33 protein-coding genes and 1 pseudogene are annotated in these 26,312 nt (G+C 44.3%); 15 read left to right on the top strand and 19 right to left on the bottom strand.

The features are described 5' to 3' along the window. Window positions 1-18: 18 nt before the first annotated feature. Entirely contained in the window at window positions 19-1,644 is a 1,626-nt protein-coding gene (locus Q7C19_RS05235) for a M3 family metallopeptidase (protein WP_375091822.1), read from the bottom strand. Between the two features lie 159 nt (window positions 1,645-1,803). On the opposite strand from Q7C19_RS05235, the gene Q7C19_RS05240 reads away from it, so the two are divergent. Next, window positions 1,804-2,010, top strand: a complete 207-nt coding sequence (locus tag Q7C19_RS05240; protein WP_035407684.1) for a helix-turn-helix transcriptional regulator — start codon at window positions 1,804-1,806, stop codon at window positions 2,008-2,010. Beyond that, the gene (locus Q7C19_RS05245; protein WP_375091823.1) at window positions 2,007-2,705 is read left to right on the top strand and encodes a DUF3169 family protein; all 699 of its coding nucleotides are present in this window, start codon (window positions 2,007-2,009) and stop codon (window positions 2,703-2,705) included. The genes Q7C19_RS05240 and Q7C19_RS05245 overlap by 4 nt, the downstream gene beginning before the upstream one ends. Before the next feature lie 44 nt (window positions 2,706-2,749). Here the strand turns inward: Q7C19_RS05245 and Q7C19_RS05250 are convergent, their stop codons facing one another. After that, on the bottom strand, window positions 2,750-2,899 hold the full coding sequence (locus Q7C19_RS05250) for a hypothetical protein (RefSeq protein WP_023468457.1): 150 nt from the start codon (window positions 2,897-2,899) through the stop codon (window positions 2,750-2,752). A 100-nt stretch (window positions 2,900-2,999) separates the two neighbouring features. On the opposite strand from Q7C19_RS05250, the gene Q7C19_RS05255 reads away from it, so the two are divergent. Together Q7C19_RS05255 and Q7C19_RS05260 are read left to right on the top strand one after the other, a co-directional pair. Further along, a complete protein-coding gene (locus Q7C19_RS05255; protein WP_375091824.1) occupies window positions 3,000-3,182 on the top strand; it encodes a Fe3+ hydroxamate ABC transporter substrate-binding protein in 183 nt (60 codons plus the stop codon). 5 nt (window positions 3,183-3,187) lie between these two features. Further along, window positions 3,188-4,051 carry an NAD-dependent epimerase/dehydratase family protein gene (locus tag Q7C19_RS05260; protein ID WP_375091825.1) on the top strand — a complete coding sequence of 288 codons (864 nt, stop codon included), beginning with the start codon at window positions 3,188-3,190 and terminating at the stop codon, window positions 4,049-4,051. A gap of 47 nt (window positions 4,052-4,098) precedes the next feature. Here Q7C19_RS05260 and Q7C19_RS05265 read toward each other — a convergent pair whose 3' ends face one another. After that, the gene (locus Q7C19_RS05265) at window positions 4,099-5,085 is read right to left on the bottom strand and encodes a phosphotransferase (RefSeq protein WP_375091826.1); all 987 of its coding nucleotides are present in this window, start codon (window positions 5,083-5,085) and stop codon (window positions 4,099-4,101) included. 89 nt (window positions 5,086-5,174) lie between these two features. Between Q7C19_RS05265 and Q7C19_RS05270 the strand changes: the two genes are divergently transcribed. Together Q7C19_RS05270 and Q7C19_RS05275 are read left to right on the top strand one after the other, a co-directional pair. Then, entirely contained in the window at window positions 5,175-5,576 is a 402-nt protein-coding gene (locus Q7C19_RS05270) for a VOC family protein (protein WP_375091827.1), read from the top strand. 9 nt (window positions 5,577-5,585) lie between these two features. Then, complete coding sequence (locus Q7C19_RS05275; protein ID WP_375091828.1) at window positions 5,586-5,909, top strand: YnfA family protein; 324 nt, start codon at window positions 5,586-5,588, stop codon at window positions 5,907-5,909. Between the two features lie 96 nt (window positions 5,910-6,005). Here Q7C19_RS05275 and Q7C19_RS05280 read toward each other — a convergent pair whose 3' ends face one another. The 8 genes from Q7C19_RS05280 to Q7C19_RS05315 form a co-directional block, all read right to left on the bottom strand. Beyond that, the gene (locus Q7C19_RS05280) at window positions 6,006-7,457 is read right to left on the bottom strand and encodes a 6-phospho-beta-glucosidase (protein ID WP_375091829.1); all 1,452 of its coding nucleotides are present in this window, start codon (window positions 7,455-7,457) and stop codon (window positions 6,006-6,008) included. A 14-nt stretch (window positions 7,458-7,471) separates the two neighbouring features. Next, window positions 7,472-9,310 carry a beta-glucoside-specific PTS transporter subunit IIABC gene (locus tag Q7C19_RS05285; protein ID WP_375091830.1) on the bottom strand — a complete coding sequence of 613 codons (1,839 nt, stop codon included), beginning with the start codon at window positions 9,308-9,310 and terminating at the stop codon, window positions 7,472-7,474. Window positions 9,311-9,476: 166 nt separating this feature from the next. After that, complete coding sequence (gene licT, locus Q7C19_RS05290) at window positions 9,477-10,319, bottom strand: BglG family transcription antiterminator LicT (protein WP_290773905.1); 843 nt, start codon at window positions 10,317-10,319, stop codon at window positions 9,477-9,479. Window positions 10,320-10,495: 176 nt separating this feature from the next. Then, window positions 10,496-10,849 carry a DUF2178 domain-containing protein gene (locus Q7C19_RS05295; protein WP_290773908.1) on the bottom strand — a complete coding sequence of 118 codons (354 nt, stop codon included), beginning with the start codon at window positions 10,847-10,849 and terminating at the stop codon, window positions 10,496-10,498. Continuing rightward, on the bottom strand, window positions 10,846-11,061 hold the full coding sequence (locus Q7C19_RS05300) for a helix-turn-helix transcriptional regulator (RefSeq protein WP_290773911.1): 216 nt from the start codon (window positions 11,059-11,061) through the stop codon (window positions 10,846-10,848). Before Q7C19_RS05300 ends, Q7C19_RS05295 begins: the two co-directional genes overlap by 4 nt. A 63-nt stretch (window positions 11,062-11,124) precedes the next feature. Then, window positions 11,125-11,574: a GNAT family N-acetyltransferase gene (locus Q7C19_RS05305; protein WP_290758777.1), complete on the bottom strand. Its 450-nt coding sequence runs from the start codon at window positions 11,572-11,574 to the stop codon at window positions 11,125-11,127. An 86-nt stretch (window positions 11,575-11,660) separates the two neighbouring features. Beyond that, entirely contained in the window at window positions 11,661-11,939 is a 279-nt protein-coding gene (locus Q7C19_RS05310) for a hypothetical protein (protein ID WP_375091831.1), read from the bottom strand. A 147-nt stretch (window positions 11,940-12,086) separates the two neighbouring features. Further along, on the bottom strand, window positions 12,087-12,323 hold the full coding sequence (locus tag Q7C19_RS05315) for a MarR family transcriptional regulator (RefSeq protein WP_312086312.1): 237 nt from the start codon (window positions 12,321-12,323) through the stop codon (window positions 12,087-12,089). Window positions 12,324-12,397: 74 nt separating this feature from the next. On the opposite strand from Q7C19_RS05315, the gene Q7C19_RS05320 reads away from it, so the two are divergent. Beyond that, on the top strand, window positions 12,398-12,754 hold the full coding sequence (locus Q7C19_RS05320; RefSeq protein ID WP_375091832.1) for a hypothetical protein: 357 nt from the start codon (window positions 12,398-12,400) through the stop codon (window positions 12,752-12,754). A 12-nt stretch (window positions 12,755-12,766) separates the two neighbouring features. After that, window positions 12,767-13,534 carry a nucleotidyltransferase domain-containing protein gene (locus Q7C19_RS05325; protein ID WP_375091833.1) on the top strand — a complete coding sequence of 256 codons (768 nt, stop codon included), beginning with the start codon at window positions 12,767-12,769 and terminating at the stop codon, window positions 13,532-13,534. Here the strand turns inward: Q7C19_RS05325 and Q7C19_RS05330 are convergent. After that, a pseudogene (locus Q7C19_RS05330) lies at window positions 13,523-14,207 on the bottom strand (SAM-dependent methyltransferase). The gene Q7C19_RS05325 and the pseudogene Q7C19_RS05330 sit on opposite strands and share 12 nt — an antisense overlap. Before the next feature lie 210 nt (window positions 14,208-14,417). On the opposite strand from Q7C19_RS05330, the gene Q7C19_RS05335 reads away from it, so the two are divergent. Further along, entirely contained in the window at window positions 14,418-15,053 is a 636-nt protein-coding gene (locus Q7C19_RS05335) for a homing endonuclease associated repeat-containing protein (RefSeq protein WP_290750796.1), read from the top strand. 48 nt (window positions 15,054-15,101) lie between these two features. Here the strand turns inward: Q7C19_RS05335 and Q7C19_RS05340 are convergent, their stop codons facing one another. From Q7C19_RS05340 to Q7C19_RS05350, 3 genes are read right to left on the bottom strand one after another with little or no spacing between them, the layout of a single operon-like run. Beyond that, window positions 15,102-15,497, bottom strand: a complete 396-nt coding sequence (locus Q7C19_RS05340; protein WP_375091834.1) for a DUF4362 domain-containing protein — start codon at window positions 15,495-15,497, stop codon at window positions 15,102-15,104. Window positions 15,498-15,530: 33 nt separating this feature from the next. Then, window positions 15,531-16,037, bottom strand: a complete 507-nt coding sequence (locus Q7C19_RS05345) for an SRPBCC family protein (protein ID WP_056061754.1) — start codon at window positions 16,035-16,037, stop codon at window positions 15,531-15,533. Further along, entirely contained in the window at window positions 16,009-16,362 is a 354-nt protein-coding gene (locus tag Q7C19_RS05350; RefSeq protein WP_375091835.1) for an ArsR/SmtB family transcription factor, read from the bottom strand. The genes Q7C19_RS05345 and Q7C19_RS05350 overlap by 29 nt, the downstream gene beginning before the upstream one ends. Window positions 16,363-16,510: 148 nt before the next feature. On the opposite strand from Q7C19_RS05350, the gene Q7C19_RS05355 reads away from it, so the two are divergent. Then, the gene (locus Q7C19_RS05355) at window positions 16,511-17,365 is read left to right on the top strand and encodes a LysR family transcriptional regulator (protein WP_375091836.1); all 855 of its coding nucleotides are present in this window, start codon (window positions 16,511-16,513) and stop codon (window positions 17,363-17,365) included. Here the strand turns inward: Q7C19_RS05355 and Q7C19_RS05360 are convergent. Next, complete coding sequence (locus Q7C19_RS05360) at window positions 17,353-17,979, bottom strand: hypothetical protein (RefSeq protein WP_375091837.1); 627 nt, start codon at window positions 17,977-17,979, stop codon at window positions 17,353-17,355. The two genes, Q7C19_RS05355 and Q7C19_RS05360, sit on opposite strands and share 13 nt — an antisense overlap. Window positions 17,980-18,097: 118 nt before the next feature. Here Q7C19_RS05360 and Q7C19_RS05365 point away from each other — a divergent pair, with 118 nt between their 5' ends. Beyond that, complete coding sequence (locus Q7C19_RS05365) at window positions 18,098-18,865, top strand: SDR family NAD(P)-dependent oxidoreductase (protein WP_375091838.1); 768 nt, start codon at window positions 18,098-18,100, stop codon at window positions 18,863-18,865. 62 nt (window positions 18,866-18,927) lie between these two features. Beyond that, a complete protein-coding gene (locus Q7C19_RS05370) occupies window positions 18,928-19,725 on the top strand; it encodes an SDR family NAD(P)-dependent oxidoreductase (protein WP_375091839.1) in 798 nt (265 codons plus the stop codon). A 36-nt stretch (window positions 19,726-19,761) separates the two neighbouring features. Here the strand turns inward: Q7C19_RS05370 and Q7C19_RS05375 are convergent, their stop codons facing one another. Further along, entirely contained in the window at window positions 19,762-21,009 is a 1,248-nt protein-coding gene (locus Q7C19_RS05375) for a polysaccharide deacetylase family protein (protein ID WP_375091840.1), read from the bottom strand. 193 nt (window positions 21,010-21,202) lie between these two features. On the opposite strand from Q7C19_RS05375, the gene Q7C19_RS05380 reads away from it, so the two are divergent. Both Q7C19_RS05380 and Q7C19_RS05385 read left to right on the top strand, forming a co-directional pair. Next, the gene (locus tag Q7C19_RS05380) at window positions 21,203-22,618 is read left to right on the top strand and encodes an NAD-dependent succinate-semialdehyde dehydrogenase (RefSeq protein WP_375091841.1); all 1,416 of its coding nucleotides are present in this window, start codon (window positions 21,203-21,205) and stop codon (window positions 22,616-22,618) included. A gap of 156 nt (window positions 22,619-22,774) precedes the next feature. Continuing rightward, window positions 22,775-23,065, top strand: coding sequence for an NUDIX domain-containing protein (locus tag Q7C19_RS05385; protein ID WP_375091842.1), 291 nt, complete (start codon window positions 22,775-22,777; stop codon window positions 23,063-23,065). A 176-nt stretch (window positions 23,066-23,241) separates the two neighbouring features. On the opposite strand, the gene Q7C19_RS05390 is transcribed toward Q7C19_RS05385, so the two are convergent. Then, a complete protein-coding gene (locus Q7C19_RS05390; RefSeq protein WP_035407609.1) occupies window positions 23,242-23,661 on the bottom strand; it encodes a carboxymuconolactone decarboxylase family protein in 420 nt (139 codons plus the stop codon). A gap of 119 nt (window positions 23,662-23,780) precedes the next feature. On the opposite strand from Q7C19_RS05390, the gene Q7C19_RS05395 reads away from it, so the two are divergent. Further along, a complete protein-coding gene (locus Q7C19_RS05395) occupies window positions 23,781-24,212 on the top strand; it encodes an Lrp/AsnC family transcriptional regulator (protein WP_035407606.1) in 432 nt (143 codons plus the stop codon). A gap of 52 nt (window positions 24,213-24,264) precedes the next feature. Here the strand turns inward: Q7C19_RS05395 and Q7C19_RS05400 are convergent, their stop codons facing one another. Beyond that, entirely contained in the window at window positions 24,265-26,280 is a 2,016-nt protein-coding gene (locus Q7C19_RS05400; RefSeq protein WP_035407603.1) for a Na+/H+ antiporter, read from the bottom strand. Between the last annotated feature and the right edge of the window lie 32 nt (window positions 26,281-26,312).

The raw sequence follows: 26,312 nt of genomic DNA on the forward strand, positions 1-26,312 counted from the left end.
TACATCTATCGCTCCGGATTAAGACTTTCTCTTTTTAACATCTTCGTCGTCTGATTGATCTAACTCATTTATCCAAGCTTCGATTTGACCTTCTAGAAATGTCAGCAACTCTCTCATTTTCGCATCACTCGGTAAGAATGACACACCCGCTCTGGCATAGATGTCTTGCACCGAATGGGTTTGACTAAGCGCTAAAGCTGCGATGAAGTCTTTCATTGTTTGGTTAGGATCTTTCGTAAAACGATGATACAACTGAAGAGCAGCAATTTGGGCGATCGCATATTCAATGTAATAAAATGGCGTCTCAAAGAGATGAATGACACTCATCCATTCGAGTCCTTTCCAATCGAGCGTTTCCGACCAATCGAGGATGTCCGTATCATACGTCTCCCGGAGACGTGCAAAAGAAGCTTGTCGTTCTTCCGGCAAATGGTCAGGGTGAGCATAGAGCCACGACTGGAAACGATCAACGATGATCGTTTGCGGCAAGAACTCCACTATCGAACGGATCTGTTCGAGTTTCGCTCGAGCAACGTCTCTTTTATTTGGAATCACTTGGTGCCACTCGTTCATCATCAACAGCTCAAGCGACATGGCGGCGAATTCCCCGACTTCGAGCGGAATCGGTTGAAGTCCGTCATACGTCTCTTTCATTGCATCATGATGGACGGCATGCCCCATCTCGTGCATGAAAATGACGAGATCATCGAACGTCTGCATGCGATTCATGAACAAGAATGATTGACGTTCGACGGGTAAATACTCACAAAACCCACCGCCAGCTTTATTGGACCTGGCCCCGATATCGAGATGATCCCCTTGGCGCATCTCTTTTAGCAGATCAGCAAAAGACGGATGAACATTCTCAAGGATCGCTTGTGCCTTGTCTAAGAATAAAACGTCAGAACCGGTTACTTGATGATCAATCTGCGTATAGGCTGATTGGCGGACGTCCCACGGATGAAGCGCCTGTTTGCCAAGAAACGTTTGTTGCTCGAGCTGAAATAGCTGTTTAACCGGTCGGAAATAAGTTTGAATGATGCTGGCGTAATGATCGACATCCTTGCTTGTATAATCGATACGTCCAAGTTCCACAAAAGCCAATTCTTCGTAACCCGCCTGATGGTTTGCAGAAGCACGCTCTTGTCGCAAATCGACGAGTTGCGAAAATAACCGTTGAATGACAGATTCATTCGTCCGGAACGCTTCCTCAATCGATAAGAGTGCTTGTTTCCGTGTCGGTTCATCTGCATCAAATAAGGCAGTATACAGATCAGAAACCGCTTCTCCCGCTTGTGTCAACATCGTTGCCTCAATCCGGAGATACTCTTGGATGAGACGTGCTTCCTCTTCCGTCACGCGCGTCGATCTGAGGGACTGTTTCCAGAGTGCTTGCGTTCGGGGTGCGACATCGTCGCGCGAGATAAGATCCATTTTTACCGAACGTTTTAGCGTATCGAGTTTATCTGATAGTTGCTGACGTCCTTGTTCGTATGTATTAATTGCGTCCGAGTCTGTCACGTCTTGGAGATAGGTGATTTTTTGTTTGAGTAGTGTCTCTTCGATTTGTAGAACCGAAGCGATTCGGCACGCAACATCCTCATCATGATAAAAAACATCGTTTACAGATGACTGAGATTTCATCGATGTGTTTCACATCTCCTTTCGACTTATTCTAGTATACAATTTATCCCATCGATATGATTGATTTACATATTAATGACCATCATATTATCTTTTTTGACTATTATCGTTGTCAAAAAGACTATGATAAGTTACATTATATAGGAGGTGAATCCCTATATGAAATCCCGCTTAAAAGAATTACGTGCTCGTCACGGATGGAATCAGTCTGAACTGGCGCGGCGTGCAAACATTTCACGCCAGACAATTAGCTTAATCGAGCGTGAAGAATTCATGCCTTCGCTATTGATTGCTGTCAAAATTTCTCGTGTGTTTGATACCCCGTTAGAAGAAATTTTTTATTTCGATGAGGAGGAATTAATATGAAAAAAGAAGCAATCAAAGTCATCATCGCAGCACTGCTCGGTTTCATTAGTAGCTATATCGTCATGTCTGTCTTCAAACATACCAGCTTTTCAAAGTTTGAACTATCGCTCTATCTTAATTACATATTCACTGGTCTTTTCATTATCTTGACGGTTCTTACCCTCAGTTATATCGTGCGCTATTTGCAAATTCGTCAATTGACTCGACGTCCTGTTTCTTCAGACGACGAGGATGCGATTGACGGTCAAGTGAATCGATACTATGCGGATGGCATGATGATGGTTCAGGTTTCTACTCTTCTCAGCATCGGTCTCGCATCTTTTAGCATCATCGAAAATCATTTCGGACTTCATTTGTTACTAAGTGGTCTCTTTTTCATCATCAGTAGTTTTGCATCCTATTATTATCTTAATCTTATGCGTCACATCTACCCAAACCGTGATTTCCCAAAGTACTCGGAAACAAACTATGTCAAAAAGCTATTTGCCGCCTCAGATGACGGAGAACGACATGTCATGTTAGAAGGTCTCATTCGTTCACAATCTTCGTTGCAACTCCTATTGATGGGTGTCATCGTCGTATTGGTCATTTATTCGTATGAAACCGGACAGTCTCAGATCTTCGCAATCAGTTTATTGATTATCGCCTTAATTTGGAGCAACGCGAAATATTTCCTTTATGTACGCAATCGCTAAAAAGGAGCATACAGTCAATCGACCGGATGCTCCTTGACATGCCTTCAAAAATCACGATGATTTTGCTGCTGATGGACGTCGTGCTGGTTCAGCGTATACTCCTGATCATCGAGCGAACGATGTTTCGACTGACTGCGCGCTGAAATGAACCAGACGACTCCACCGACGGCGAGAAAAATAGCAATGAAGATCATAAACATCCTCCTTTAGATTCCTTTTTTACTTTATTCTTCCAACACCCTTAATTTTCCTTTACGATAAGGTAGAAGATAAAAATATATAGGGAGCGATAGGATGTTTGGTAAAGAACCGACATGCATTCATTGTGGCAAAACGATCGAAGGAAACGAAAAGGTTTATATCCAGATGCGTTATCCAAAATATCGCGGGATGACGGAAGTAAAAGCTTACTTAAAAAGCGAAGGTTGTTTCATTTGTGAGAAATGTTTCGCTGAAAAGACAGAGTCAAAGGAGTAAGCATCATGAACTTAAACGAGAGTACGATTTTGATTACAGGGATGACCGGGACGCTTGGCTCACGTGTCGCGCGACGTTTTCTTAAAGAAGCGTGTGAAGTTCGAGGACTCTATCGTTCTCAGGAACAGGCGGATCACTATTCAACAAATGACGTTATTCCAATCATCGGTGAGCTCGGTAATCCGGCTTCGCTTCTTGCAGCACTTCAAGGCGTCGATCTCTTGATCCACTGTGCTGCCTACCTTGGGGATGACCCCGACTTAGCGGAAGAAGCAAACGTCACAGGTGTGAAACATCTCGCCGATGCTGCAACAAATGCTTGTGTCAAGCGCATCATACATATCTCGACGACTTCCGTTTACGGAGAAGTGGTAAGTGGACACTTTACGGAAACATCACCGCTCCTACCGTCAGAGCACGTCTACATTCATACAAAGCAGTTATCGGAAAGCCTGTTACAGGAATATACACCCGATTCCGATTTAATCATCCTCCGACCTGGTTCTATTTGTGCCGAGGAACAATCCTACTGGTGGGATCGACAAGTCGAGCGGATGAAGGAGGCGGATGTGATTACCTGGGTGCATCCGGATGATGTCGTCCCGTGGGTCCATACGGATAATCTAGTCGAAATGATCGTCCTTGCCGCAACGAATGCGCATAATGGGGATATCTTCAATGCGATCGATTCGAATCTACCTGAGACGGATTTCCGGATGAAGTTGATCACAGCAAGTGATAAGCCGTACCAAACACCGAAGCGTCCGGCGGAATGCGCTACTTTCTCAAACGAACGAATCAAACGACTCGGATATGTTCCGATTCGTACTCCTGAATCAACTATTGAACAGTTGGTCAAATCGTTTTAATAACGAAGAGGCATCGAATCGAGTGATTCGGTGCCTCTTTCTTATGATCATCTTGCTATTATCCACTTAATCCAGAGATTCCGATCGTGAACCTGTAGTTCTTTTATCGTTAAAAGGACCTGCTCTGTTCCGAGCGTTCGTTCCGCTTCAGGAACACTGCGTTTCCCGAGTGAACGATCCAGATTGAACTTTAGCCAATCCAACTTTCCTTGGACACTGATATCGATGACATGAAGCCAGTCGACATCAGGCAAACGTTGATTTATCGTATAACCAGCAAGAACTGCGTTAAATCGATCACGATCAAACGTATCGTCTTTACGTTTTGACCAATAACAGGCGGTTTCAAATACGTCGACGGCTCGATGAATCAATCCTGCAGACTCCCAGTCGATCAAAACCGGACCATTCGTTGTCCAGAGAACATTTTTCGGATCAAGATCACGATGGCTGACGATCCAGTCTTCAGGTAGTTGCAGTTTTGCTTCCAGTACTAATCGTTCCAGTCGTTGTAGCTGTTCCTGTTCTTCGACTAGCAACTGTAGCCAGTCTGATTGCTGTCGCTTTCCTTCTTCTATATATCCCTTCCAATCGATTGGCATACTGGAGGTATCCGGCTGTGAAAAACCAGTCGTCGCCACGGAAAGACCGTGTAACCTTCCTAGTTGAACTCCGATTTGTCGTGCATGTGTCGGTCGAATTTGATCGGCTGATAACGTCTCGCCATCGACCCAATCAAACAAAAGGTAATCAGAACCATTAATCGTCTGTACCACTTGATCGTTGATGCGACGTGCTGGTAATGCTGCTAAGTAAAGAGATGCTTGCATCGCAACGTCTTCTGACATTTTAAAGTTGTTTCGTGCTTCAGAGCGTCGCATGATTTCCGGATTCAATCGTTTTAAGACATAGAATCCTTTCGTTGTCTGTAGTCGCCACGTCTCATGCAGAAGACCACCCGTCAATCGGATAGGTTCGCTGATCGTTTGCCCTATCGAAAAACGTTCACACATCAAATTTATGGCATGTTGCATCTTATTCTCCATTTCTATCACTCCAACTGATCCGCGAAATGCTACACTAGTTCTGCATGATTTCATTGAACACGAAGGAAGGTTTTAGTATGAAACAAATTCATCACATCTGTATTCAGACGACGGACTACGTCGCATCCAAACAATTTTATGAACAGCTCGGGTTCACACTCGTTCAAGAAACACCCGATTTTCATGACCGCGACTTTAACAGCTGGTTACGACTCGGTGATTTCTATATCGAGTTACAGACACCCAAATCCGGTCAACCGTTCACCGATTACACGAAACAAGCAGCGGGTCCTGTTCATTTCGCCCTCTATGTTGACGACTTGCAAGAGGAAGTAACACGACTGGAACAACTCGGGATGCCTTTTTTACCAAAACACGGTGGAAACATCTATTTCGTCGTCGATGGACATCTGAGTAAATTAAAAGCACCGGAAGGAACGATCATTGAATTGCGCGATACGTTTGCGATCGAGGGTTGAATCGTGATCATGTCGGCTTTCATTTTCTTTATTGCTGGTTTAAGTGAGATTGGTGGCGGATATCTGATTTGGCTATGGCTAAGAGAGGGACGACCTTCGTACTTCGGTCTGATTGGTGGATTGATCCTGATTTTATATGGCATCATTGCTACGTTTCAGCAATTTCCAACATTCAGTCGCGTCTATGCAGCTTATGGTGGTGTATTAATCGTCATGTCCGTATTTTGGGGCTGGATCGTAGATCGTAAATCACCAGATACCTATGACATAATTGGTACCTTAATCTGTTTAATCGGTGTCAGCATCATGCTGTTTGCTCCACGCCACGGTTAAAGTAACATAACTTCTTACTACATATCATTAATAATAGCTAAATAGCTAACGACGCGTATCTTAGAAGTACTCAGGTACGCATCGTTAGCTATACTTTTATTTAATTTTAATATGTTTTTGATCTTCTATACAGGCACCATTAGATGCAATTACTTTTTTATACCAATCAAAGGACGCCTTCTTCCGTCTACTATTCGTTCCGCTACCATCATCATGACGATCTACATAAATATACCCATACCGTTTTGCATATTCACCGGAAGACGCACTGACGAGATCGATACATCCCCAACTCGTATAACCGATGAGTTCTACTCCGTCTTGTATCGATTCGTACATTGCTCGAATATGATCTGTTAAATAAGAAATCCGATAGTCATCTTGAATGTTTCCTTCTCCATCCAATTCATCAAATGCACCTAAGCCATTTTCAACGATGAATAAGGGAAGTTGATAACGGTCGTATAGCTGATTTGCCGTTAGACGGAGTCCTTTCGGATCAATCGTCCATCCCCATTCTGATTGATTCAAATATGGATTTTTGACAGTCGGGAACACATTCCCCGCCGTCATTTTATCCAGTATTTCTGGATCAGTACTGATACAGCGACTCGAATAATAGCTAAAACCAATAAAGTCCACTGTGTGGTTGCGTAATAGTTCAATATCACCTGGTTCCATCTGAATTTCAATACCAGCCTCTTTCAATTGTCTTAATGCATAACCCGGATAGGCACCGCGAGCTTGTACATCAATGAAGAAGAAATTCTCACGATCACGTTCCATTGCTTTTTCGACGTCATCTGGATTACAGGTATAAGGATACGTCATGGCTGCTGCCAACATACACCCTACTTGAAGATTCGGATTGATCGTATGAGCAATTTCCACGGCACGCGCACTCGCTACCAATTGATGATGTGCCGCTTGATACTGAATCTGTTGTCGATTCTCTCCTTCTGCGAATACTAATCCAGCTCCCATGTAAGGAAGATGGAACAACATATTTATTTCATTGAAAGTCATCCAATAACGTACTTTCGAATGATAACGAGATACGATCGCCTCAACATATCGTTCGAAGAATGTGACCATTTTTCGATTACGCCAACTTCCATAATGCTCTACTAAATGAACGGGTACATCAAAGTGTGCCATTGTAACGACTGGCTCAATTCCATATTTTAATAATTCATCGAACACCTCATCGTAAAACTTCAATCCTTGTTCATTTGGTTGTTCTTCATCACCCTTTGGGAAGATACGTGCCCATGAAATCGATAAACGAAGCGCTTTAAACCCCATTTCAGCGAATAGAGCGATATCCTCCTTATAACGATGATAAAAATCAATCGCCTCATGGGATGGATAAATTAATTCTGGAAGGGGCTCATAATGCGATAATTCTCCCTTCGTAACGGCTCTTCGAGTTGAACCACTAGGAATTAAATCAACGGAAGATAATCCTTTCCCATCGGATAAATAGGCACCTTCTGCTTGATTGGCCGCAATAGCGCCACCCCATAAAAAGTTTTTTGGAAATTGCATCGTCTCATCCTTTCTTATGCAAAAGCAGGTTTATTGTATTCACTTACTGAAATTTGATCTTGATCAATCGTAATTTGTCGTTCTTCTGATAAATTCGTGAAAATCACAGGTGTGATGATGTCATATCCTTCCGCTTGAATCGATTCAATATCAAAAGTGATTAATACATCTCCTGGTTCGATTTTCTGGTCTTGTGCGACGTGTAATTCAAAGTGAGTTCCATCTAAGCGTACCGTATCAATCCCAACATGAATGAGGATTTCCATCCCATTCTCTGATCGAATACCAATCGCATGCTTGCTTGCAAATATAGCAGTTACTTGACCTGATACTGGGGCGATTACTTTTCCTTCAGTTGGAACGACTGCGAAACCTTGTCCCATCGCTCCACTCGCAAATACACTATCAGAAACTTTTTCGAGAGAAACGATTTGACCTGAAACTGGGCTTGGAAGCGTCATATCTGTTGATGCACGAACATTTTTTTCTGCTTCTTTTTCAATCGGATCATCTTCAAATCCAAGGATGTATGTTAAGACCATCGATAAAAAGAATGAGACACCGACACCAATTAACAACCCGTAAAATGCTGTCATACTATCGCCAATGAAGACGGGTAACGTCAATAATCCCGGAGGACCAGAAGCTACTGCTACACTTCCAAAATGCCCTACGATCCCTCCACCCACTGCTGCACTAATGACAGCTGCAATGAAAGGACGCTTTAAGCGTAAAGTGACTCCATATACGGCAGGTTCTGTAATACCGAATAACGCGGTAATTCCCGTAGAACCTGCTAATGTTTTTAACTTTTTATTTTTTGAACGAAGCATGACACCGAACGATGCTCCTGCCTGTGCAAAAATTGCTGGAGCAGTTGCCGGTTTGATATAGTCATATCCTTTAGTGGCAATGTTATTGATGAAAATCGGAACGACTCCCCAGTGAATACCGAAAATGACGAGGACTTGCCATACACCAGCAATGAACGCCCCTGCTAAAATTGGGTTAAATGCTAATACCTTTAGAATGAAGGCAGCAATCAAGTCGCCTGACGTGACACCGATTGGTCCAAACACGATTAACGTTAATGGAACGATTGTAATGAGAGCAATCAAAGGTGTAACAAAATTTTTAACACTCTCATGGACATGTCGATTGAAGAATTTTTCAACATAACTCATAACCCAAACGGCAAGAATGATTGGAATGACCGTAGATGTATATGACATCATCGTCACGGGTATACCGAAGAATGTCGTCGCGACTGCATCCGTCTTCAGTTGAATGATTGTTGGATAAATCAAAGCACCCGCTACTGTCATGGCAACAAATTGATTGGCACCAAACTTTCGCGCTGATGTAACCGCTAACAAAATAGGTAAAAAGTAAAAGAGACTATCCGCTGTAGCATTTAAGATGATATACGTTGTTTCAGTAGGAATTAACCAACCTGCATTCGTCGCAATCGCAAGTAAACCCTTTAAGATACCAGCTCCCGCCATGACACCAAGCAATGGCGTAAAGATACTTGAAATAATATCGATTGCTCGACCAAAAATGTTTCCTTTTTCATTTGTCTTACTAGTTTCTGTCGACTCCTCCATCAGCTTTGTTTGTTTTCCAATTGCTTGATATACCTCAGGTACTGTATTTCCGACAACGACCTGAAACTGCCCTCCGCTCTCTTTTACAGCAATGACACCTTCTAGTTTTTCAAGTTTTAATTTATCAGCCTTTGCTTTGTCTTTAAGTACGAAACGTAGTCGAGTCGCGCAATGAACAAGTGAACTAACGTTTTGTTCGCCTCCGACAGATTCAATGATTTCTTTTGCTAATTGATCGTATTTCATAAGACACCTCCATAGTTGATAGACACAAAAAGAAACCTAGATGAGAACAAGTAACGTATTTCATGAAAATACGTCTTGTTTCACCTAGGTTTCGCCTGCTTGACCAGTAACAATCCCAATAAATATATATTTAATAAACAAATAATAACATTTTTACTTTTATATGTCAACTACTCTTTTTTTCTTTAATTAATCTTGTGATATGAACCGTTAGGTATAATTTTTCTTCATCCGTCAACCGATAATCATATTTTGTCTGAATAAAGGAAGAAATTTTTTCAGTACAAATATAGGACTTGGGATATTGCATTTTCACTAGATCAAAAAGCGCACTCTCATCTCCTTCATATTCGGTTCGCGTCACGAGTCGTTGTGCAAAAAATTTGAGATGAGTAACAAAACGATGATAGGCGAGAGTATTCTCATCCCACTCCAGTGCAAAGTGGTATTTTACGAGATTCAATACTTCTTGAATGACTTTTGTCATTGAAACGATATTCGGCATCTCTTCGTTTAATTCAGCATTCACGATATGAAGTGCAATATAGGCTGCTTCGTCTTCAGGTAATTTAATATTGAATTTTTCTTCAACCAATTTAAGCGCTTGCAAACCTACATTAAACTCATCTTGGTATAAACGCTTAATCTCCCAAAGCAATACATTTTTGATCTCTAAACCTTTTTCATGACGTTCTAATGCAAAATGCAAATGGTCGGCAAGAGCGATGTAGACAAGTTCATTGAGTTTTTTTCCAAGCGTCAATTTAGCAATCGTTACGATATCATCAGTCAAGACGATGATTTCTTCAGGAATTTCTTGAAGTAATAATTTAAATCGTTCATGATTACCTGCATCATCGAGATAAAAGACTTTTTCTACATCTGAGGCTAATATCGTCTGTCCTGAATTCCGCTTAAATCCGATTCCCTTCCCCATGACGACTCGCTCACGCCCTACTTCGTCAAATACACTAATAACATTGTTGTTGAAAATTTGGTGAATGATCATCGGTGACCTCCTTTCAAATCAGGAAAAATAGAAAAACCCAAATCAAACGTCACTCACGGTTTCAGTGATCGCTGATTTGGGTTTCGCCTGCTTGACCAGTAACAATCCCTATTCTATTACATTCTATACCATTGTTGATAACGGTTACAAGTATCATTTTATAAACATTCAGTTCTTCAAATCTTTCGATTCACGTACAACAATGTAATTGGGAAGAGTAAGATATGTCCTCCTAATGCCAATAACACCGCAAATTGAATGTCTTGAATAATCGATAGATTGACGAGTACTAAAATCAAGTAAAGATAACCAATACTAATTATATAGGCGATGTGTCCACTACGCGTCTTCACCTCTCTTTGTCGCTCGTCGTATGGTTCGTTTGCTGAGAAACTCATGCTTGTGATAAATGATGTGATACCTGCTAAAATCAGTACGATGCCAATCGTTTTTATTTCTGGAATTTCCTTCGTCATGTATATACCTATTACGATTAGAGCAATTTCAAACAATGTATTTAATCGTTTCATTTTACTCCCCCTTCGCTCGTTCGTCTCGGTGTAAAGATGTCTTCGATTCGTTGCTCAAACAAATCAGCCAGTGCAAAAGCGAGGTCAAGTGACGGATTATACCGCTCTTTTTCGATGGAAATGACCGTCTGACGCGATACGTTCAATCGTTTTGCCAGTTCGCCTTGCGACCAACCTCGTCCCTCGCGCATCTTCTTGACCTGATTTTTCATAGTTCCACCTCACTTATTCCACTATATGTAAATAACGCACCACCTGTCAAGTTTCCTTTACACCTACTTCAAACGCTCCCACATGATATACCGATCGTCGCTCCCAATCTGAATCAATTCCGCTTTTTCAAGCACCCTGATCGATGCTTGATTCGTCAAATCCGTCTTTGCGAGTACAGCCTTCACTTCGGTTTGGTCGAACACCCAATCAATCAAGGCTCGGACGGCTTCCGTCGCAAAACCTCGATTGAGAAACGCTGGTAACAAACCATAACCGATTTCGACTGCTTGTCGCGAGTCTGGTTTCCCTTTGAATCCAATATCTCCGACTACCTGCCCGTCTTTTGTCATGACGAGCCAACTTCCCCAGTACAACATCGATGGATCTGACGCGAGTAACGTCAAGTGATGCTGTACTTCAGGTCCGTTCTCGTATTGCTGTTGTTGTAAACGCGTTACGTCTGTCGCTGTGCATGGATAAATCGTCAATCGTTCTGTTTGAAGGGTTACCATCGCTTTCTCTCCTTTTCCGTTACGTCTGCCACCACTGTTGTAGATAACGTTGAACATACCAAAAGACGATAAAAAAACTCGTTGCACTAACTATACTGTAAAACACTGGAATCCCTAAGCGAATGAGCCAATACAAGACAGCTAGCAATAAAAAATGTCGCCGTTAACCCGAGTAACACACTCTTTAAAAATGTACTGAGCTCGGTCCGTTCACTTCCTTGTTTGACGAGCCAGGCGAAACTGATCAGACTAACGACCGGCAACGCGGACAATACGCCACCTAGTGACGGTGAACGACGGGCAACTTCGGTAACGACACCGATGACCACTGCGCTTGACAATACCTTAACGAGAAAAGCAATCATCTGCAGCCTCCCGCAATAATCGAAACGCCTGTTCAATCGTCTGTTGGTCTGTTTTTGACATCGTAGCAAGCACTCGATTCAACCGTTCAGGATCAAGTTCTTTGTGAAGCCGAACGATGGTATCTCCATCGTTTGTTAAATCGATCGTTACTTGACGTTGATCTTCCGGATTCCGTTTTTTTCGATATAACCTAATTTCTCCAACTTTTTGACGTGCTCGGACGTCGTATTATGTGAGAGGCGAAATGCCTCGGCAATCTCCTTGATCGTCGGATTCGTCGCAAATTGAATTTGTTGGAGAATACGTACACTCTGGTGAGATAGATTTCTTTGAACCGTGACTGTAGTCGGTTGTAAATTTTTTTCAAAATCAGATGAAATCATGATGCTCCCCCTTATATCGCATAACCCGAATATATCGAAATTACGATATATAACTAGAAAAAGAGGTGTGTTTCATGAAAAAAGTTTTAGCTACTACAATGTTAATTCTTCTTTGTCTCAGTGGATGCCAGGAAGAGACGACGATTACAACGACAGACCTCATCGCGGCTGAAGCCATCGAACAAAATCAAGATGTGATCCGCTTAAATGACCGTGTTTATCGACTGGATCAATTAGTAACTGTCTCGGATCTCTCCTTAACACCTGGTCCACGTATCAAAAAAATGCGATCCGAAACGACACTCAAGGACGGCATGGCGAATCGACTTAAGAGCGGTACGGTCATCTATCAAGAAAAAGATGATACGATGTTTTTATATGTGCAGCGAAACGAGACCTGGTATCGCTATCAATCAATTCCTGAAGGATGAGGAGGAAAACAGATGCAGTATCCAACGACATTTGGCATGAAAAATGGCTACATCCACAATCCAACTTCCGCTGAAGCAATTCCTGTCCGTTATCGTACCGTGATTCGCGACGTCGTCGCCTATGTACAAACCTTATCCGCATTTCATGGCGTGTACTTGTATGGCAGCGTTGCAAAAGGAACGGCTCGTCCCTTTGAATCCGATCTCGATTTTACACTGATTTTGACAGAACCGTTGACGGAAGAAGAACACATGCAGTTAGATGAACGGACAGAACATTGGCTGACGAACTATCCATTTGTCACCAAAATCGATTATGACATCGGTCTGCTTGGCGACGTCATACGGGATGACGAAGCACTTCGCTGGGGCGTCTGGTTGAAGTCCGTCAACTTATTTTTGGCAGGCGAAAATCTCCAAAGTCGATTTCCGTCTCTTCGTCCGACATGCGCTCTTGGTTTCGCGTTAAACGGTGGGTTATGCGAACAGTTGAAAACTGATTTATTTCTCCTAGAAACAGGTCAGGTCGCTCTGCTTGATTCGGATTCAATCGTGAAACGGATTGTTCGGAGCGCCTATCACCTCATCTTAGAGAAAGATCAAAGCTTCGTGCATGACCTAGAGACACTCCGACCGATCCTGTTTCATTATTTTCCTGACGAACCGCGCTTTTTGTCACTGTTCGCCGCTTACGATACGCAACAAATCGTCTCTCTGGAAGATGTCCGTTATTTTATTGATTGGTTCTCAACTCGGATGTCGGACGAGTCAATTCTTTAATCGAAACAAACCGGTCCACAGTCCAGCATGATCAAATAATGCCTCTGAATTGTCGACGGGTTTCATTTCCGTTAGTTCGATGATGTCAAATGCATCGAATATGGAGAGTAATCGCTCTTTCGTATAGCCAAGTCCACCTTGGAGACTATTTTCCTGATAGACTTCCCAGTCCGTCAACGTCGCCCCGCCAAGCGGTCCGCCCGCAATAAAACAGGTCAGCCCAAAATATCCTCCTGGTCGTAGCATCTCTTTCAGTCGCGTCACGTAGGTCAAACGGCGATGTGGCGCCATATGGTGAAAACAGCCTGAATCGTAAATGAAATCATATGTATTCTGTTCCGTCGTCTCTAGAAAATCTTGCTTTCGAAACGCAACATGCGCTCTAGTCTGTTGTGCTTGTTCCGTTGCCCATTCTAACGCGGTTGCTGAAAGATCCAGTCCTGTCACCGAGAAATCGTGTGTTGCGAGATAGATCGCATTTCGCCCCGGTCCTGTTCCGAGATCTAGAACGTCATCTGGCGAGATCCAACCCTGTTCGACATAGCGAACTAAGTTCTCATCAGGAATATTCTTAAAAAAACGGGACCGGTTTCTTCCGATCTTCATAAAACTTGTCCCAAAACGGTCCTGGTTCACGCAGTCGCGCATCGAGCATCTTTAAAATATCCTCCATCGTATCAATCGTCTAAATTTCTGTCCTTGATCAGTCACCCCTCTTTTCTTCTATAATAAAATATTCGTATATCACCTCTGATTCCCCTGTATTTCCTGGATGAGAATGCGCTATTTTTCTTACCTTACGATATTGTTAGTATGTTCTCGAAATCGCTCATGCTACACTAGCCTTTAATTGAAACAACCATTCAAAAGGGAGATATCTTGCATGCGTCAACATCCGACTTCCACTTCTACCTTAGCAACGGATGAGAAGATCATCCGCTTGATTCAAGGTCTTCATCAAATGCACCATTCACCTATGAAAGCTACCCATTATCAAAAGTTAGCGGCTCAACTTCCTTACCCATCACTTGAAGAAATCAATGCACGATTCGGCTCGTGGGCACACCTTTTAGAGAAAGCTGGCATCGTCAAGGCTTCTCACTTATCGACCAAAGACCGGATGACGTTGAATCGCCCGGCTGCGGTCAAACGAACGAAACGGTGGTCAATCGAAGAAAGCGTCGCCTTTTATGTCGCACAAAAAGGAACGAACATGACGATTCGCTCCTACACGGAATTACGGGATTTACATCCAGAGATGTTAAGTGCGAATACGATCATTCGTCGGTTCGGTACGTGGAAAAAAGCCTTAGCACACTTCGACCTCACCTCGAACGGTTTCTTCACTGACCAAGACTGCCTAGAAGCACTTAAACAAGCTGCAGAAACTCATGGACCGCTATTGACGAGTCAGCAGTATGCTAAGTGGGCACGTGCGCACCAAGCACCTTCACTGACTTTATTGATTGAACGTTTTTCAAGTTGGCGTGAAGCTTTGCGTCGTCTTGATAGCGAATGAAAAGGATCGTGCCCGCTGATCATTTCGACGGGACACGATCCTTTTTGATTATTGTTTTGGTAATCGTAGCAATTCATGATCCGTTCCTTCAGCGCATTTACTTAACGTATAGATTGCCTCTTGCTTCACGATCGTTTTATCGAGTTGCTGACAGACTTCATTCTTTCGATCGTCGTCTGTTGAACCGAACTGATCACGTGATGCATCAGACGAATACTGATACGTCTTGCCGTCATACTCGACGTCATACACAATCGGATCTCCCTCGGTCGTGTAGGCTGTGATGCGAATCTGATCTGATTTTCCTTGCTTCGACTTATTCAAAAAAGACTCGAATCGGTCGCTGTTCTCAACACCTTTCTGGACGATGATGTCGCCGTTCTCCTTTGCCTCTTCCATCGTGTATTTTCCGCAACCTACTAAGAATAGGATACATAAAGCCAAACCGATCTTCCGCACCAAAACATCGACTCCTTCTTACTGTTTCGTCAATAGGTGATCTAGGCGATACAGTTGCGACGTGAAACCTTCCTTCATTCCCATCCCCAGCACTTCTTGCACAGCTGCTTCCGTTTCGTAGGTCGATTCAAAGACAATCAAGGTCGTTTCTCCATGGTCAATGAATGTCGTGACATTTTCACTACCTGGTAAATTTTCAGAGATAGCTCCTGACGCGTCGGAGAAGTAATCGGCATGACTATAGGTGTTCGGGGCATCGATATGTCTAAAAATTGCTTTCCCCCACGACTCCATGCCATAAAAATCACCTTGTGTTGGATCGACACACCGCATGCAATAATGCCAAACGCCGTCCGGTTGAAATTCGAACGTTTTGATTGTCGTCTCCCAGCCTTCTGGTCCCCACCAGGCTTCGAGTTGCTCTTTTTCCGTGAATGCGGCAAAGACGATTTCTCGCGGTGCCTCACAAACCCATTCCATTCGTAGCACCTTACCATCAATCGATGTCTTCAGTTCCTTTTTCATTCGTCTCGTCTCCCTTCGCGGATGATTGCATCCGCTGCAAATGTTCATCTAGACGATACATGCGTGCTTCCATCTGAGCCATTGTGTTACTCCACGTGACAAGTTCTCGAAAAGCTTCTGGACGAAGGCTATACAAGCGACGATTCGCCTGCCGCTCGACAGTGATTAGTTCTGCGTCAAGCAACAGCTTTAAGTGCTTCGAGGTTTGCGGTTGGCGTAAGTGTAGTTGATCGGCTAACTCATTGACGGAGCGAGGACCATTTCGTAATGCTTCGATGAGTTGTAATCGTATTGGGTCGCCGAGTGCTGAAAATCGTGCGGACATCTGCTCGTTCATATCCGTTCACCTCTTTATTTTATATATTCCCAATTCAGAATATTCCAAACCAAGAATATAAAAAGTGCAAAATGATTGTCAGACGCGTTCAAATAACGTACGTTCTAGACAACCTGTATGAAAAGAGCGTGAACCAATGAAGACCGAATGGATGGAAGCATTTCTCGTCACTGCAGAAACCGGAAGCCTGACGAAAGCAAGCGAAGTACTGCATATGACGCAACCGGCATTAAGTAAACAAATCAAGAGTCTTGAGAGTGCGCTCGAAGTCTCGCTGTTGCATCGATCAGCACATGGTGTCACGTTGACGCCTGCAGGCGAAATCGTCTTTGAAGAGAGCCGTGAACTCCTTGACCGGATTGATCAAATGAAACAGCGGATTGGTACGATCGATGAACGGACGACGCTGACGCTCGGATCATGGCCGAGCGTCGCGATGACGTATTTACCGCGTCATGTCTCACGTCACGCGACGGCCCCGGATCTCAAGTTGAAGACGGCGCATACGACGATCGATTTGATGCAAGGGCTTGAAGAACGCCGATACGATGCTGTTTTACTCGACGATCGTCATCATATCCATCCGTATCATACGACGCATTTATATACGGAGATTTTTTTGCTTTACGTGCATCAAGACGATGAACGATTTATAGGCTGCACGTCAGTTGCGTTTGATCAAATTCGAAATGCCTCTTTTTTATCGCTCCCGATTGATTGCGATTCGACGAACATCCTAAAAGACGCGTTCATCGAACGAGGTGCCGTCTATCAGGCAGAAAACGAGATGGAATTCGGATCGAGCGTCCTCGGTTTCATTCGCGCCGGGCTCGGCATCGCCCTGTTACCGGAGATTTTTCAAGACGGACTATCCCCTGAAATCAAGACGTTACCGGTTGATGGGTTTGATGTCGTCCGCAAATTGTCACTTGTCTCACGAGACGCCTCCCATCATGCCATCCTGCTTGATTTACTCGGTCAGTCGCGTTGAAGATGCACTTGTAGTTCATTCCTTAGATCATCGACCTGATCTTGCGAAATCGCCGAGTCCGGTGTCTCACCGTACCGGACGAGATGATAGATCGATGGATCGAGCGTGACATCAATCCGCTGTAACCATTCGCCGACCGTCTCTTCGGAGCGGCGGCGTTTTTGTCGTGTCAGTTTTCGATCGAACGTTTGTAACAGACGGCGAATCTCTGACTCTGATTCTTCACCAACAAGTGTTTGTCGTATCGAACGATTTGGGGAAAACACTGGCGGCGGCTCCATTAAATCGTCGATTACATTCTCTCGTCTGCGTCGTTTTTGCAAACGCTTCAAGAAGTAACGTACACTGAAGAGGACGATCAGTAGTATGACAAGACCGACGACACCGTAAAAGGTAACAACTCCTAATGCATCCTTATCCGCAAATCCCTCGCTTCGTACATCTATCTTTTGTTTGGTCGGTTTACCTTCTTCTCCTCCTCCATTAACTATAATTTGGGCTTGAGAAGTTGCCGGATCATAAAAGAAATAACGGTAGACTTCCGTTCCGACCAATTGAATAGCTAAAAGACTCACGAGTGCTATACATAATGTCACAACTAAACCACGCTTCATCTCATCCCTCCTTTTCAATATTTTACCATTATCATTTCGGAATGCATTGATTTTTCTTTCTTTTCAGTCTATTTTTCATTAGAGTAAGGAGTGACTCTCAATAAAAGGACGTGACATCATGTATCTTCCTAGTTTTTCGTTAACGAATCAAACATTTCTCATCACCGGAGCTGGGCGAGGCATTGGACGGGCACTTGCTATCGGGATGGCAGAAGCTGGTGCCGACATCATTCTCGTCGCCCGGACGGAACGCGACTTAAAGGAAACAGCGCAAGAAATCGAACGACTCGGTCGAACGGCTTACATATTCCCGTGCGACATCACTGACCGTAAACAAGTCGTCGAGACGGTAGCTCGGGCTTATGAACAAGTGCCGCAGATCGACGGGCTTGTCAACAATGCTGGGATGAACATTCGCTCGAAGGCACTCGATGTGACGGAAGAAGAATGGGAAACGATTCAACAGACCAATCTGAAATCTGCCTTCTTCTTTGCTCAAGAAATCGGGAAACGGATGCAAGAGACAGGTGGAAGTATTCTGAACATCGCCTCCGTCGCGGGTCACGTCGCCTTACGGACCGGTGTCGTATATGCGACGACGAAGGCGGCGATGATTCAGATGACGAAGGTATTAGCCCTTGAATGGGGACCACAAAACATTCGTGTCAACGCGATCGGACCGTGGTATTTTAAAACACCGCTGACGGAACCCTTACTAAAAGATCCTACATATCTGCAGGAGATCGTTGACGTGACACCACTCGGTCGGGTGGGTGAATTAGAAGAGCTCGTTGGTCCAGTTGTCTTCTTATCATCTGACGCTGCCCGTTACGTGACGGGACAAACACTTTATGTTGATGGCGGGATGACGATTAAAGGATTTTAAAACAGAAGAAGACGGATGCGCATCTGCCCATCCGTCTTCTCATATCTGAAAGGAGTTTCATCATGCCAAAACGTATTGCACTCGTAGCTGGCGCCTCCCGTGGCGCCGGACGTGGCATCGCTTATGCTTTAGGTGACGCCGGAATGATTGTTTACGTCACGGGACGAAGTACGAATGAACAGACGACGGACAATCGTAGCGAGACGATCGAAGAGACGGCTGCTGGTGTCACGGCACGCGACGGACTTGGCATCCCGGTCGTTTGTGACCATACAAGTCTTGATGATATCGATCGTCTCATTCAGCAGATCCAACATCAACATGGTCGAATCGATCTCCTCGTCAACTGCGTGTTCGGTGGTTCGGAAAGCCACTTGCCGTCTGGAACCGGACGACGGTTTTGGGAGCGACCACCGGAACATTGGGACGCGATGATGTCTGCCGGACCACAAGCGTATTTGTGGACGATTCGGGCTGCGATGCCATTACTGCAACAGAGTCCAGCCGCGCTCGTCATCAATCTGACGTCATTCGCTCCAGATCAGGTGGCAGGAAACCTCTATTATGATTTGGCGATGCAAACGATTAATCGAATGACACACGTCATGGCGCAGGAGTTAGCTCAGACGACCATTTCTGTCATCGCGCTCTGCCCCGGTTTCATGCGAACGGAACGGGTCGTCGATGCTGGATTCGCGAGTGCCGCGACTGAATCGACGACCTATATCGGACGAGCCGTTGCAGCGCTGATGGCGGATGACGCCGTTAGCCGTTATTCTGGACAAGCCATCTTCGTTGCCGATCTCGCGAAGACGTATCAATTTACAGATCAGGACGGGACGCAGCCACTACCGTTTTAATTGCTTTACTCGATGGATTAACTAGTTTTCAATCACTCACTTCCGTTCCGGTCGCGCTGGATCAAAGACCTTTTTCGCATCAAAGAATGGATCGAGGACACTCGTCTTTCCAGCAACGGCTTGACGTAGACGAATCCCGTCAACGTTGATTCGGGCTTGACGGAAATAGTCGGGACCAACTTGTTTCCACGCATGTTGACTCGCATCCACATTAAAGAAATAGCGGAAACCGCTATCGATGAGCAAACGATATTTCTCACCCGAATAATCGTGCCAATCTCCGACATCACTGCCGTACGGATAAATCAATTGCGGCGTTTTTCCGATCAGCGGTGCTACGTCTTGTTTGTAGCGTTTAAGATCAGCGCGAATCGTCGTGACTGATTCTTTCCCGACCCAAATATGTCCGTACGTATGACTCGCGAACTGCCAGCCGTCCTGTTTTAATGCGACGGCGGTCTGCTTCGCTTGATTTCGTGCCGTTTCGACCTGTTTATTGTGTCCGTATTGGTTGTAGGAGGAACGATACCCGAGCACCCCATTATAACCTGTAATACCGAGCAACCCTTTTGCTCCTTTATAGGAAAAGCTAGGATGAGACTGGACGAACGCATCGACGATCGGTACGAGATCATAGGCACCATCGGGTTTTCCGACCATCGTGTTGACGATTTTGCCGTCCTTCACTTTTAAATTCTTCGCAAATCCGTCGCCTTCCATGTATTCATAATAATTGACGTCGTCCTGCGACAACACGAGCGGTTGTTTTCCTTTTGGTAAACGGACGGGTGTCTCGACGATCTTTCCGTTCACCTCTTTTGCTAAATCCGTCGGTCGGACGAGTACGTAATCGTTTTTATACAATGCATCCAAGATCCGTTCGAACTCCTGTTGCGTCACCATGTAATCATCGTATCCTGCTTCCTTCCGGTCGCCGTCAAATGCTCGTTTTGGATCGGCAATCAATGAATGGAAAAAGAGATGCGGCACAGGTTTCGTCACAGGCAGGAGCGCCTGCTTTTTCTGTTCGTATTCTTTCGTTCTTTGTATTGTCTCTTTTGTGCGTACAGGTTTTAATACCTTGATTGCTCGCTCATATTCGTACTGGGCAGCGTAACGCTCGGCACGCTGTATCGTCTTTTCTATGTATGCTTGTTGCGAAGCTTGTCTTTTTTGATGTGTCTCACGTGGTTTGTCCGACTTTTTATCAACGACTTCTTTTTCCCCACATCCACTTAGCAGTAGGCTCAGCGCCACACCGCCAATGATCCAGTTTCGTTTCATGTCTTTCGACCCCCTTCATTAATTTTGACATTTTCATACTCTATTATTTTAACTGTTCCCGATTGTTCAGTCGATTAACTATTTTTTGAGTCATTCCGTTTTGTTATGACTGTCCATCCAAAGCGGAACTTCCGTTCACTCGTCTTGAGGTGTTTAATAAAGAACGTAACGAAATTCACGGAGGTGCAACAAGATGATTGAAAAGAACTTGATTAATGGGGAATGGTACGATAAGTCAGAAACGATTCCGGTCTATGACCCAGCAACGAAAGCGTTACTCGGACATGTTCCGGCCAGTTCAGCGGAAGACGCACAACGTTCCGTTGATGCAGCGAGTGAGGCATTCGTGAAGTGGTCAAACGAAACCGCAGACATACGTGCGAATTTAGTCGACGCCTGGTATCGCTTGATCAACGAACACCGCGAGGAACTCGCCCGAATCATGACGACGGAACAAGGGAAACCGTATGTCGAAGCGCTCGGTGAAGTCGATTACGGCAATCAATATGTCCGTTGGTACGCTGAAGAAGCACGTCGGATTTATGGTGAAACGATTCCGGCTTCCGTTCCAGGAAAGCGACTGTTCGTTGAAAAAGAACCGGTTGGTGTCGTTGCAGCAATCACACCGTGGAACTTCCCGGCAGCGATGATCACACGTAAACTCGCACCGGCTCTTGCAGCGGGTTGTACGATTGTCCTTAAACCATCGGAAGAGACACCGTTTACAGCACTTCGCCTCGTTGAACTAGCAGAAGAAGCAGGTATCCCTAAAGGTGTCATCAACGTGCTAACAGGTGATGCAGCAACCATTAGTGGCGTCTGGCAAGCAGATTCCCGTGTTCGCAAAATTACGTTCACAGGTTCAACAGCCGTTGGGAAATTGATCATGCGCCAAGCAGCCGATACGATGAAAAAACTATCACTTGAACTCGGTGGTCATGCGCCATTCATCGTCACGGAAAATGCGGATCTCGATAAAGCTGTCGAAGGGGCAATGCGTTCAAAATTCCGCAACGGTGGTCAAGCGTGTGTCGCGACGAACCGTTTCTATGTGCAAGCATCTGTCCTTGATGCATTCACGGAAAAATTCACAGCAGCCGTCAAACAACTACAAGTCGGGAACGGCATGGACGCTGATTCGACAGTCGGTCCATTGATTAATGCGAAAGCCGTTGCAAAAGTCAAAGCACACATCGATGACGCTGTCGCAAAAGGAGCAACAATTTTGACAGGTGGTACGATTGACGAATCGGTCGGCTATTTCGTTACACCAACGGTACTTGCCAATGTCACGGAAGACATGCTCTGCATGCAGGAAGAGACGTTTGGTCCGCTCGCACCGATCTCTGTCTTTGAGACACTTGATGAAGTCATCGAACGGGCGAACAACACACCATACGGACTTGCAGCTTACGCGTTCTCAGAACGCATCGATGAAGCGTTGCTGCTCGGAAAACGACTCGAATACGGAATCGTTGGTCTGAACGATGGCGCACCATCTGCTGCACAAGCTCCATTTGGTGGCTATAAAGAGAGTGGTCTTGGCCGCGAAGGTGGCGTCTACGGCATCGAAGATTATCTCGAGGTCAAATACTTGTCACTCGGTTAATCGATTAAAAATTTCGCTTGAAACAAACGATTTTTGCTCATAGGTCACCCCTCATTTCTATATCGAAATGAGGGTTTTTGTATGGCTGATGCTTGCATACGACATTTAAGGTATGATTGACATCGAACGATTTTAGGGGAAAGGAGCTACGGAAAAATGGATGTCATCACCTTCGGGCAGAAAGAACAGAATCAACACTACATCACGAGGTATGCTGTTTATGCGGTCATGCGCGATCCTCAAACAGATAAAATCGCCGTCATTCAAAAAAAGGACGGCAAGTTGTTTCTTCCGGGTGGCGGTATTGAGGCCAATGAGACGCCAGAAGAATGTTTAAAAAGAGAGGTACTTGAAGAAACGGGAATGGACGTCAATATCGGTGATTTCATCGGACGAGCCAATCAATATTTCTATTCACAAAATGAAACGACATATTATTTGAACTAAGGGCAATTCTATCGTTGTGATGCTGGAGAGGAAGTACAAAGTCCAATCGAGGATGATCATGTCTTACAATGGATCGATCCGGCTGATGCAATCGATCATCTATTTCATGAACATCAAAGATGGACTGTTCAGAATGCACTAAAGAAAAAATATAAAAGTGTGTAAAAAAAGTAAAATCAGGGACTATCAATTGGCTGTAAATTCATGATTGCTCCGTAGTATTGAGATGCTGTACAAAACGTAATGAATGCACATAATTCACTGATTTCTGGAATAGTAAATGTTTCATTCATGAGTAAAAATATTGAATCAGGGATATTTCCTTTCACCTTTAAAAAAAGATCTGCAAATCCAGTTGCTAAAATCATTTTTTCATCCATCATTTTTTTCTTTGGCTTTCCTTTTGCCTTGCAATATGCACATCCATTTGATTGCGCTAATGTTCTTCTAACTTGTTCTTTCACATCCGAACTTAAGGCTCCCTCTTCAATCAAATCTTTTTCTAGCCTTGTCCAACTGGATAAGATTTTAGGATTATGACCTAGTAATTTTTGAAATGGTGTTTCTCCTATTTGGGATAAAGGTATTTTTGTCATTTTATTCACTCCTTCTACAATAATTTTATATAATGATTAAAAATTATCACATTTCATTTGAAACAAATATCGAACTAATACTTTATATCCAACAACTTATTTTGAAGGAGGATTTACATTTGAAAATCGATATGATTGATCGACAAATATTAAATGAACTGGCTCAAGATAGTCGACTGTCGATGCGTTCATTAGCTAAACGAATTAATTTATCAGCTCCTTCCGTAACAGAGCGTGTCCGACAAATGGAATCTTTTGGACTCATTAAAGAATACAGTTTAAAAATCGATTACGAAAAGCTAGGTTCTCCTATTGAATGTTTAGTAGAAGCAACCATTAAAGAAGGACGGTACGATTCATTTAAAAATCATATTCAGCAACTTACTAACGTTGACTTTTGTTATCGAATATCTGGTGATTCTTGCTTCATGCTAAAATTACATTTCCAAACGTTTCAAGAGGCAGAATTTTTTATAGAACAAATCCATCCTTATGCGCATACAGTTACTCGTTTTATTTTTTCAGAAGTTGGCACTCAAGTCGTGATATAAAAAAAGACAAGAAGAGCATTAAAAGTTTGCTCTTCTTGTCTTTTTTTAAATATTATTCAACGTATTCGTAGAGAACGACACTCTCGATATAGTGAATGAAGCGGCGTAACTCCTTCTCCTCTTCGTTCGAGAGATCCCCTTCTTTTGACATATTGGCGATTTCAAGACGCTGGACTTCGATGGCTTTCAAGCAGAGCTCTTCCTTCTGCTGATCGACGTCCTTGCCACCGATTGGTGATGACCAACGCGTATGTTTGAAACGAAGTCGTTTATAGAACTCAAGCACACTTTGAACGACGTCTGGTGGATAAGACGTGCGGCAATTCTCGAGACGTTCGATGACTGTGCCCATGACCTTTTCATACAGATCATGCTCGACTTGCGTCATTTGAATTAACGCATCCGACGACATGTTCGATCGTTTCCGTTTCCACCACAATTTACGAATCGGCTGGACGATCTGGAAACGCGAATCCTTACCGATCGCCTTGCGACGATTTTCAATCGAGCGGAAAACATCCTTTTTCAGCAGATCCGGCACCTTGTTCTCAGCGACGAAACGTTTTGATTCTTCCTTTTCCCACTGGACGGCTTCAAGACGAAGTGCCTTCAACTGATCATTGAATTGATCGAGCTCTTCTTGACTTTTTTCCTGCGCGCGCAACAACCGGAGCATCACATGATACTCATTGAGCAAATCAAACGCAACGACCGCATTGTCTTCGTCCGTCACTTGTTTGATCTCTGAGATCGCCCGGCGAATCATCCGTTGTTTTTGGGCATTCAGGTCGAGTGCGATCGGCGTTGCCGCCTCACCACGGTTCAATACCGGTAAGAGAATCGTCGCGAGAACGAGCGTATAGATGATGACACCCGCTGCAAGGAAGATAATCAATGAGCGTTCCGGGAAGGCTTCGCCGGACTCCGTCAAGAACGGTAATGACAAGACCCCGACCATCGTGATCGTTCCGCGAACCCCGACCAGTGTCGTGATTAAATCTTGTTTGAAGGACGGTCGACGATGATCGCGGTCCTCTTTTTTAAAGAACCGATGATCGAACCAATTGAAGAACATCGTCCAGACGAGACGGATCGCGAGAATGAATGAACCGATTTCGATGACATATAGCATGAGACGCCAGTTGTTGATCGCGTCATCCGCAAAAATCTCGCGTGTCGCTTCTGGCAACGTCAAACCGAGCAATAAGAAGATAATCCCGTTTAACGTATACGCAATCATCGTCCAGATGTTATCCGTCAACGTCTGCTCTTGCGCAAAGAACGTTTCTGTTCGTTCTTTGATCAAGGCATGCAAGATACCACCTGTGACGACGGCGATGACGCCTGATGCATGAAATCCTTCTTCAGCAACGAAGAAGATGATAAATGGTGTCAGGATTTGCAGTAAAGCGTAGAAGACGACATCTTCAATACCCGCTCGACGCAAGCGTACCTTGAGAAAGTTCATCGTGAGCGAAATCAACAATCCGATCAAGGCTCCAACGAAGAACATGTAAAAGAACTCTGTTGTCGCACTCTGAATCGAGAAGTAACCCGTGACAACAGCGGCAACAGCATAACTGAACGCGACTAATCCCGATGCATCATTGATCAGCGATTCTCCGCGAACGAGTGTCAAGATTTGTTCTGGAATCTGGACACGTTTTGCAATTCCGTTGACGGCAATTGGATCCGTTGGCGATAAGATTGCGGCTAAGGCAAACGCAGCAGCAACTGGAATGACCGGAATCAACCAATTGATGAAGTATCCTCCGACGATCGTCGTCAATAAGACGAGGATGATTGCATTACCGAAGATCGCTGTGCGCATCCGCCACAAATCTTCGCGCGGAAAGTGAGAGCTATCGTTATAAAGTAACGGAGCAATAAATAACAGGAGGAACCATTCGGATTCGACCTCAATCGTCAAGCCACTCATCAGGAGAGCGGCGACGGTTCCGGCAATGATTTGGATCAAAGCCGTTGGGATGAAACGGATGTAATGTCCGACGACTTGCGTCAGTAAGATGAGCGCAAGCATCAATAAAATCAGTGATAGTGTTTCCATGGAAGACCCCTTCCTCTATTGTTTCTTTCTAG

Source organism: Exiguobacterium sp. PHA03 (assembly GCF_041945985.1).
In the GTDB taxonomy this organism is placed as follows: domain Bacteria; phylum Bacillota; class Bacilli; order Exiguobacteriales; family Exiguobacteriaceae; genus Exiguobacterium_A.